The 8,361-nt window shown below is 75.4% G+C and carries 7 protein-coding genes and 1 pseudogene; 3 read left to right on the top strand and 5 right to left on the bottom strand.

The features are described 5' to 3' along the window. The coding region (gene pdxR, locus HUW36_RS19760) for a MocR-like pyridoxine biosynthesis transcription factor PdxR (protein ID WP_174529533.1) at positions 1-1,184 on the top strand (1,184 nt) is incomplete at its 5' end. Here the strand turns inward: pdxR and HUW36_RS35200 are convergent. Both HUW36_RS35200 and HUW36_RS35195 read right to left on the bottom strand, forming a co-directional pair. Beyond that, complete coding sequence (locus tag HUW36_RS35200) at positions 1,129-1,632, bottom strand: hypothetical protein (RefSeq protein ID WP_425487248.1); 504 nt, start codon at positions 1,630-1,632, stop codon at positions 1,129-1,131. The genes pdxR and HUW36_RS35200 overlap by 56 nt on opposite strands. A gap of 36 nt (positions 1,633-1,668) precedes the next feature. After that, a pseudogene (locus tag HUW36_RS35195) lies at positions 1,669-3,183 on the bottom strand (lycopene cyclase family protein); the annotation flags it as partial. A gap of 81 nt (positions 3,184-3,264) precedes the next feature. On the opposite strand from HUW36_RS35195, the gene HUW36_RS19750 reads away from it, so the two are divergent. Then, positions 3,265-4,332: a Gfo/Idh/MocA family protein gene (locus HUW36_RS19750; protein ID WP_174529532.1), complete on the top strand. Its 1,068-nt coding sequence runs from the start codon at positions 3,265-3,267 to the stop codon at positions 4,330-4,332. Between the two features lie 3 nt (positions 4,333-4,335). Here HUW36_RS19750 and HUW36_RS19745 read toward each other — a convergent pair whose 3' ends face one another. The 3 genes from HUW36_RS19745 to HUW36_RS19735 form a co-directional block, all read right to left on the bottom strand. Then, positions 4,336-5,586, bottom strand: a complete 1,251-nt coding sequence (locus tag HUW36_RS19745; RefSeq protein WP_174529531.1) for an MFS transporter — start codon at positions 5,584-5,586, stop codon at positions 4,336-4,338. 103 nt (positions 5,587-5,689) lie between these two features. Continuing rightward, on the bottom strand, positions 5,690-6,847 hold the full coding sequence (locus HUW36_RS19740; RefSeq protein WP_174529534.1) for an RNA polymerase sigma factor: 1,158 nt from the start codon (positions 6,845-6,847) through the stop codon (positions 5,690-5,692). Between the two features lie 8 nt (positions 6,848-6,855). Further along, positions 6,856-7,266, bottom strand: coding sequence for a YciI family protein (locus HUW36_RS19735; RefSeq protein WP_174529530.1), 411 nt, complete (start codon positions 7,264-7,266; stop codon positions 6,856-6,858). Positions 7,267-7,487: 221 nt separating this feature from the next. Here HUW36_RS19735 and HUW36_RS19730 point away from each other — a divergent pair, with 221 nt between their 5' ends. After that, entirely contained in the window at positions 7,488-8,312 is an 825-nt protein-coding gene (locus tag HUW36_RS19730) for an ArsR/SmtB family transcription factor (RefSeq protein ID WP_174529529.1), read from the top strand. Positions 8,313-8,361 lie beyond the last annotated feature (49 nt).

The following is an 8,361-nucleotide window of genomic DNA, read 5'->3' as shown; positions in this document are numbered from 1 at the left end:
CGGGCAGCCCGCTGTGGCGGCCGTGGGAGCCGGCACCCATGCACCGGCCCGACGGCGCGTACGACTTCCGGCACGGCACCCCGGCGCTGGCCAGCTTCCCGGTGGCCCGGTGGCGGCAGTCGCTGGCCGAGGCGGTGAGCCGGGCCGACGCGGTGGCCCTGGGCTACGGCCCGGCCGAGGGCTCCCCGGCGTTGCGCGACCAGATCACCGCGCTGCTGCGGCGCAGCCGGGCGCTGGACGTCTCCCGCGAGCACACGATCGTGACCAGCGGGGCCACCCAGGCCATGGACATCCTGGTCCGGCAGCTCGTCGGCCCCGACGACGTGGTGGTGATCGAGGACCCGAGCCACACCGTGCTGCGGCAGATCTTCGGCTACTCCCGGGCCGCGGTGGTGCCGGTCCCGGTCGACTCCGAGGGTTTGCGGGTCGACGAGATCGCCGACCGGGTCCGCGGCCACGGCCTCGACCCGGCCCGGGTACGCCTGGTCTACGTCACCCCGTCGCACCAGTTCCCGACCGGGTTCGTCATGTCCGAGCGGCGGCGGCGGGCGCTGCTGCGCTGGGCCCGCGAGCACGGCGTCACGGTGCTGGAGGACGACTACCACAACGAGTTCAGCTTCACCGCCGAGCGGCTGCCGTCGCTGGCCGCCGACCCGCAGGGCGCCGACGTCGCCTACGTCGGCAGCTTCAGCAAGACGCTGTTCCCCTCGCTGCGCATCGGCTACGCGGTCCTGCCGCCGCACCTGGTCCGGCCGTTCCTCGGCATCAAGTGGATCACCGACCGGCTGACCCCGACGCTCACCCAGGAGGCCCTGGCCGAGTTCGTCGCATCCGGCGCGTACGCCCGGCACATCGGCCGGATGGACCGGCTCTACCGACAGCGCCGGGCCCGGCTGCTGGAGGCGCTCTACGAGCACTTCGGCGCCGGCGTGCGCGTCTCCGGCGCGGCAGCCGGGCTGCACGTGCTGGTCACGTTCGGCGGCGCGCCCGGCACCGACGAGACGGTGATCGTGCGCGCCGCCGCGACGCGCGGCGTGCGGGTCTACCCGGCCTCCGGCTACTTCGTCACCCACCCGCCGCCCGAGCCGGCGTTCCTGATCGGGTACGCGGCGCTGTCCACCGCCCGGATCACCGAGGGAGTGGCGCTGCTGGCCGCCGCGGTGCGGGACGCGACGGCTCGGTGAACCGGGGCCGCCGGAAGCGGTCGCGCTGGGCGTACGGCACGGTGCAGTCGAAGACCGCCTTCGCGGTCCGTCCGTCGGCCGACAACGAGCGGGAGTAGCCGGTGTGCTGGCTCGGGTCCAGCGGGAAGCCCTCCCGGTCCGGCAGCACCCGCAGGTCCTGGTCGGCCTGGAAGCGGGTCACCATCGCCCACCACAGGTCCTGGTCGGACTCGACGTCGACGTCCTCGTCGACGCAGAGCACCAGCTTGGCCATCCGGAACGCGTCCAGCACCGCCTCGCCGGCGGCGCGGACCGTGGCGTCGTCGGCCGGGTCACGCTTGGCCGGCCACTGGAGCACCACCATGAGCTGGCCGCCGCCGGCGGTGTGGCAGTGCGCGGCCCGTGCCGGCGTGCCCCGGCGGCGCAGCAGGTCCAGCACCGCGGCCTCCATCCCGAAGCCCAGCAGCACCGACTGCTCGTGCCCGGGGCCGGAGACCGCCTGCAGGATCGGGCTCTCCCGGGCGGTGATCGCGGTGACCCGGATCAGCGGCAACGACGGGTGCGCCCGGCCCTGGTAGCCGAGGAACTCCGGGGTGGCGACGGCGCCGTGCCGGCTCTCCGGCGCCTGCTCGGCCCGCAGCTCGCCCTCGATCACGTACTCGGCGTGCGCGACGAACTCGGCGTCCACGGTGGCGCACGGCAGCAGCTCGATCGGCCGCCCGCCCAGCGCCCCCGCCACCGCCAGCTCGTCGACCTCGGGCGGGACCAGCGACGTCGGGCAGCAGGAGGAGAGCAGCACCGCCGGGCCCAACCCGAGATGGACCGCCACCGGCAGCGGGGCACCCCGGCGCAGCGCGGCCCGGTGGGCCAGTTCGAGGTCGCGACCCGGGACCATCCAGATGGTCAGCGTGTCCGGGCCCTGCACGCACATCCGGTGCACGGACAGGTTGCGCACGCCGGTGTCCGGGTCGGTGGCGAGCACCGCGCCGAGCGTCAGGTAGGGGCCGGCGTCCTCGTCGGTGAGCACCGGCACCGGCAGCGCGGTGAGGTCCGTCGGCAGGCGCCGGCGGGGCCACCGCGCCGGGTCGGGCGCGGGCACCGGCGGGCGGCCGGCGGCGAGCGCGCGGGCCACCTGGTCGGCCTGGCGGAGCATGGCGGAGAACGTGAAGCCGGTCGAGGGCCGGGTGGCCCCGCCGGCGGTGCCCAGCCGCACCACGCGCGGGCTCGGGCGGACCACGAACGGGCCGTCGGTCATCGGGATCACCCCGTTCTCCACCTCCCGCACCCGCAGCGCGGTCAGGTCCAGCCCGGTCAGGGCGGCGTAGCCGCGCAGCGCCGCGTCGTAGCCGGCGTCGTCGAGCAGCGCCGGCCCGAACTCGGTGTACTCGACGAGCGCGAACCGGTCGTCGACCGGCAGCACGTAGCCGAAGGAGACCCCGCGTCGCGGCTGCGGGGTCCGGAAGTCCATCAGCACCGCCCGGCCCGGGTCGAACGTGGGCCGGTCGGCCGCCAGCCACCAGCCCCGGAAGTGCTGCAACCAGCTGGTACGCCCCGGCCGTGCCGGCGGACGCGGGCGGGAGTCGAGCACCCAGCCGGCCCGCACCAGCGCCCGTCCCTCCGGATCGCAGACGGTGACCCGGTGCCCGTCGTCGCGCAGCTCCCCCGCCGGCGCGCCGATCCGGACCGCGTCCAGCCGCCGCTCCGCCTCGGCAGCCCGGTCGTAGACCGGGGCGGAGCGGAGCATGGCGTACCGCAGCGGGTCGAGCGACAGGACGCGGCGGCCGGCCGGCGTGACCACGTCGACGTGCGACCAGCTCGCGCTCAGCAGCGGGTCGAGGTCGTCGCCGGGCGTGCCCCAGAACGCCCAGGTGCGGTCCTGGCCCCGCTTGCGCACCGGGTCGACCACGGTGACCCGCAGGCCGGTCACCCCGTGCCGGTGCAGGGCGGCCAGGACCAGGGAGGCGGCGCCACCGCCGCCGACCAGCGCGAGGTCGACGTCGGCCGGGGAGGATGCGTGCACCCGCCCACGCTGTCACACCGCCGGGGAGCGCCGCCGGGGACCCCGCCGCCCGCCGGCGGCGCGCCGCGTAGATTCGGCCGCATGACACGGGCGCCGCTGCGGGTGGGGTTGCTGGGGTACGGCGTCGCCGGGCGGGTGTTCCACGCCCCGCTGATCGCCGCCACCGACGGGCTGCGGCTGGACGCCGTGGTGACCCGCGACCCGCAGCGGCGCGCGCAGGTTCACGCCGAACACCCCGACGCCCGCGTCGTCGACGACGCCGAGGCGCTGTGGCGCGCCGCCGACACGCTCGACCTGGTGGTGGTGGCCACGCCGAACCGCCAGCACGTGCCGCTGGCCCGCGCCGCGGTCGCGGCCGGGCTGCCGGTGGTGGTGGACAAGCCGATCGCGCCCACCGCCGCGCAGGGCCGCTCGCTGGTGACCGAGGCCGCGGCCGCCGGGGTGCCGCTGACGGTGTTTCAGAACCGACGCTGGGACGGCGACTTCCGCACCGTGTGCCGGCTGGTGGAGGCCGGTGAGCTGGGCCGGGTCACCCGGTTCGAGTCGCGGTTCGAACGCTGGCGGCCGGCGATCAAGCCGGGCTGGCGGGAGAGCGCCGCGCCCGACGAGGCCGGTGGCGCGTTGTTCGACCTCGGCGCCCACCTCATCGACCAGGCGGTGCGGCTGTTCGGCCCGGTGGAACGCGTCTACGCCGAGGTGGACCGGCGACGGCCGGGCGCCGAGGTCGACGACGACGCGTTCGTCGCGCTCACCCATCGCAGCGGCGTGCGCGCGCACCTGTGGACGGGTGCGGTGACCGCCCAGCTCGGCCCGCGCTTCCGGGTGCTCGGCGACCGGGCCGCCTGGACCAGCTGGGGACTGGACCCGCAGGAGGCGGCGCTGCGCGACGGCCGGCATCCCGGCGAGCCCGGTTGGGGCGAGGTGGAGCCGGAGCGGTACGGGCGGCTCGGCGCCGACGGCGACCTGCGGGCCGTGCCCACCGAGGCCGGCCGCTACCAGGACTTCTACGCCGGCGTGGTGGCGGCGCTGCGCGACGGCGGCCCGATGCCCGTCGACCCGGCGGACTCCGTCGCCGTGGTCGAGCTGATCGAGCTGGCCCACCGGGCCGCCGCGCAGGGCGTCACGCTGCCGGTGCCACCGCTGCCCTGAGCGTCACCGGGCCGCCGGCAGCGACGGCTCCGGCGCCGGATCGGCGTACGCGGCGGCCACGACCGCCCGGTCGAAGACCCGCCACGTCGCGGCCGTCACCGCGACCGCCACCACGAACCCCACCCAGTACGGCGCGGTGATGCCGTAGCGGGCGGCCACCACGCCGCCGAGCAGCGCGCCGACGCAGTTGCCGCCAGCCGCGATGAACAGGTTCGTGCTGCCCACCCGGCCCATCAGCGCCGGCGGAGTGAGGCGCTGGCGCAGCGAGTTCGCCACGATGTTCCACAGCGCGCTGTGCACCCCGAACGCGAACAACGCGAGCCCGACCACCACCGCGCTGCGCGAGGCCGCCAACGCCAGGTGCAGCACGGCCTCGATCAGCAGGCCCACCCGCACGGTCCAGGTGGCGGTGATCGCGGCGACCAACCGGTCACCGACCACCGAGCCGAGCAGCCCGCCCACCGCCATGCAGGTGAACAACGCGCCGTAGCCGACCGAGCCGAGGCCCAGCCGCTCGGTCGCCAACAGCACCAGCACCGCGAGCGCGGCGGTCAGCGTGACGTTGAGCAGCCCGATCAGCATCGTCATGGTGCGCAGCAACCGCTGCGACAGCAGCCACCGGAAACCCTCGGCGATCTCCGCCCGCGCCGACCGCGGCCCGGTCCCCGCCTCCCCGCCCCGGTACGTGCCGGCGAGCAGCCCGACGAGCACGGCGCTCAGCGCGTACGTGCCGGCGTTGAGCGCGAACGGAGCCGCCGCCGCGAGCACGAACAGGAACCCGCCCAGCGGGCCGGCGACCATGTTCTGCGTGACCTGGGTGCCGCCGTTGAGCCAGCCGTTGGCGCGCTCCAGCCGGGACCGGGGCACCACCGCCGGCAGGACCGCCTGGGCGGCGGTGCGGAACACCACCTCGCCGGTGTTGACCACGAACAGCACCACGTAGAGCAGCGCCACCCCGGCCCGGTCGGTGAGCATCGCGGCGGCCAGCACGACCAGCGCGACGACCCGGACCCAGTCGATGAGCACCATCAGCCGACGCCGGTCCACCCGGTCGGCCAGCACCCCACCGGGCAGCGCGAACAGCAGCCACGGCAGCCACGACACCGCCGCTCCGACGGAGACCACAAGCGGGTCGTCGGTACGCGACGCCACGTACAGCGGGGCGGCCACGGTGGCCGTGCCGCTGCCCAACGCGGACAGCGTGCTCGCGGTCCACAGTCGGACGAAGCGCCCGCCGAGCCGTTCCCCCGTCACGACGAGGCAAGCTACCAGCGCCGACACGCCGAGCCGAGCGGATTTACCGCACCATCCGCCCAGCGGGCCGAAGCCACCCCGCTGCCGGCACCCCGGCGCGTCGTCACGAGGGCGGAGCCGGGGGCGGGGTCGTGTTGAGGCGCGCGGCCTGGCGGGTCAGGTGGTCGCGTTCGGCCAGGTTGGGGGCCTTGCGGGCCGCCTCGGCGTAGAGCCGCGCGGCCGTCGACCGGTTGCCGTCGCGTTCGTGCAGGTGGGCGGCGACCGCGGCGTACCGGGGCAGCGTGTCGTCGAGCGCGGCGAGGGCGGCCAGCCCGGCCCGCGGGCCGTCCGCCTCGCCGACCGCCACCGCCCGGTTCAGCCGGGCGACCGGGCTGTCGGTGAGGCGGACCAGTTCGTCGTACCACTCGACGATCTGCACCCAGTCGGTCTCCGCGGCGGTGGGCGCGTCGGCGTGCAGGGCCGCGACGGCGGCCTGGGCCTGGAACTCGCCCAGCCGGTCGCGGGACAGGGCGGTCTGCAGGATCGCCACCCCCTCGGTGATCAGGTCGGTGTCCCAGCGGCGGCGGTCCTGTTCGGCCAGCGGCACCAGGCTGCCGTCGGGGGCGGTCCGGCCGGCCCGGCGGGCGTGGTGCAGCAGCATCAGCGCGAGCAGCCCGGCCACCTCCGGGTGGTCGACGGCGGCGGCGAGCTGCCGGGTCAGCCGGATCGCCTCGGCGGCCAGGTCGACGTCGCCGGAGTAGCCCTCGTTGAAGACCAGGTAGAGCACGCGCAGCACGGTGGCGACGTCACCGGGCTGGTCGAACCGTACGCCGGCGACGGTGCGCTTGGCCCGGCTGATCCGCTGCGCCATGGTCGCCTCGGGCACCAGGTACGCCCGGGCGATCTGGCGGGTGGTGAGACCGCCGACGGCGCGCAGCGTCAGCGCGACCGCCGAGGACGGCGACAGCGACGGGTGCGCGCACCGGAAGTAGAGCTGGAGCGTGTCGTCCACCCCGGACACCGGGCCCGGCGGCGGCTCCTCGTCCACCACGTCCTCCCGCCGCCGCCGGGCGGCGTCGGCGCGGGCCGTGTCGAGGAACCGGCGCCAGGCCACGGTGACCAGCCACGCCATCGGGTCGCGCGGCGGATCGGCCGGCCAGACGCGCCACGCCTCGAGCAATGCGTCCTGCACGGCGTCCTCGGCCGCCGCGAAGTCGACCCCGCGGCGGACGAGGACCCCGAGGACGGCCGGGGTGAGGCTCCGGAGCAGAACCTCGTCCATCGGAGAGGTCACTCCGTGATGGTGGGCGGCGCGGTCATGAACGGGCGCACCTCCAGCCACTCGTGGATCGGCCGGCCGCCCTGTCCGGGCGCGGCCGACAGCTCGGCGGCGAGTTCGAGGGCCCGCTCGTAGCTGTCGACGTCGATCACCATCCAGCCGGCGATCAGGTCCTTCGTCTCGGCGAACGGGCCGTCGGTGACCGGTGGGCGCCCCTCGCCGTCGTAGCGCACGAACGTGCCCTCCGGGGCGAGCGCCTCGGAGTCGACGAACTCGCCGGACTCCTCCAGCCGGGCCGCGAAGTCCTTCATGTACTGGATGTGCGCCGAGAACTCCTCCGGCGTCCACCTGTCGAACGGCGGCATGTCGATGACCGGGGTCGGACCGCCGCGGTAGTGCTTCAGCAGCAGGTACTTCGCCATGGTGACTCTCCTCGCGTCGATGCGGCCATTCTGACCGCGTCCACCCCGGGGACGGAGCCGGCCACGGGTTCTCGACATCGGCGGCGAGAAAAATGTGGGCGTCTCCGCACACCCCCTAGAGCATCCTAGGAGGCTGGCGTCGGTGGACAGGCAGCCGCCGGGATGCCTATGCTCCGAAAGAGCAACCGGATGGCTGCCTTTTCGACCGGGTGGAGCGACGGGTGGACGACGTGTTCCGGGCACTGGCCGACGCCAGCCGGCGGCGCCTGCTCGACCGCCTGAACGCGCGCAACGGCCAGAGCCTGCGCGAGCTGTGCGCCGGGCTGGACATGACCCGACAGTCGGTGAGCAAGCACCTCGCGGTGCTGGAGGCCGCCGGCCTGGTCACCACCACCCGGCGGGGGCGGGAGAAGCTGCACCACCTCGACGCCGCCCCCATCAACGCGGTGGCCGACCGCTGGATCGGCCGCTACCACCGGGAGCGCGCCCGCGCCCTCGCCGACCTGCAGACAGCTCTGGAGCGGCAGCCCATGGAGAGCCCCACGTTCGTCTACACCACCTACGTCCGGACCACGCCCGAGCGGCTCTGGCAGGCCCTGACCGAGCCCGCGTTCACCCGCCGCTACTGGGGCGGCGTCACGCTGGTCTCCGACTGGCGGGCCGGCTCGCCGCTGCTCTGGCAGGACACGCCGGACGACGAGCCGCGCGACCTCGGTCAGCGGGTGCTCGTCGCCGAACCGTACCGGCGGCTCGCGTACACCTGGCACGGCTTCCAGCCCGAGCACGCCGCGCACTTCGGATGGTCCGACGAGGAACTGGCCGCCCGACTCGGCGAGCGCCGGTCCACTGTCACGTTCGACCTCCTGCCGCAGGGCGGGACCGTCCGGCTGACCGTGGTCCACGACGACTTCTCGCCGGACAGCGAGATGTACCGGGCGATCAGCGGCCAACTCGACGGCAGCGGAGGCTGGCCGGAACTGCTGGCCAGCCTCAAGAGCCTGCTGGAGACCGGCGAGCCGCTGCCGGAGCCGATCCCGGCGGGCTGACGCGCCGGCCCGGGCCCGGAGCCACCCGCCCCCGTCGCGGCGGCTCCGG

Origin of the sequence: Micromonospora maritima (assembly GCF_902825405.1) — a bacterium.
Lineage (GTDB): Bacteria > Actinomycetota > Actinomycetes > Mycobacteriales > Micromonosporaceae > Micromonospora > Micromonospora maritima.
The sequence above is the reverse complement of the archived record's forward strand: the minus strand, read 5'-3'. Positions and strand labels throughout refer to the sequence as shown.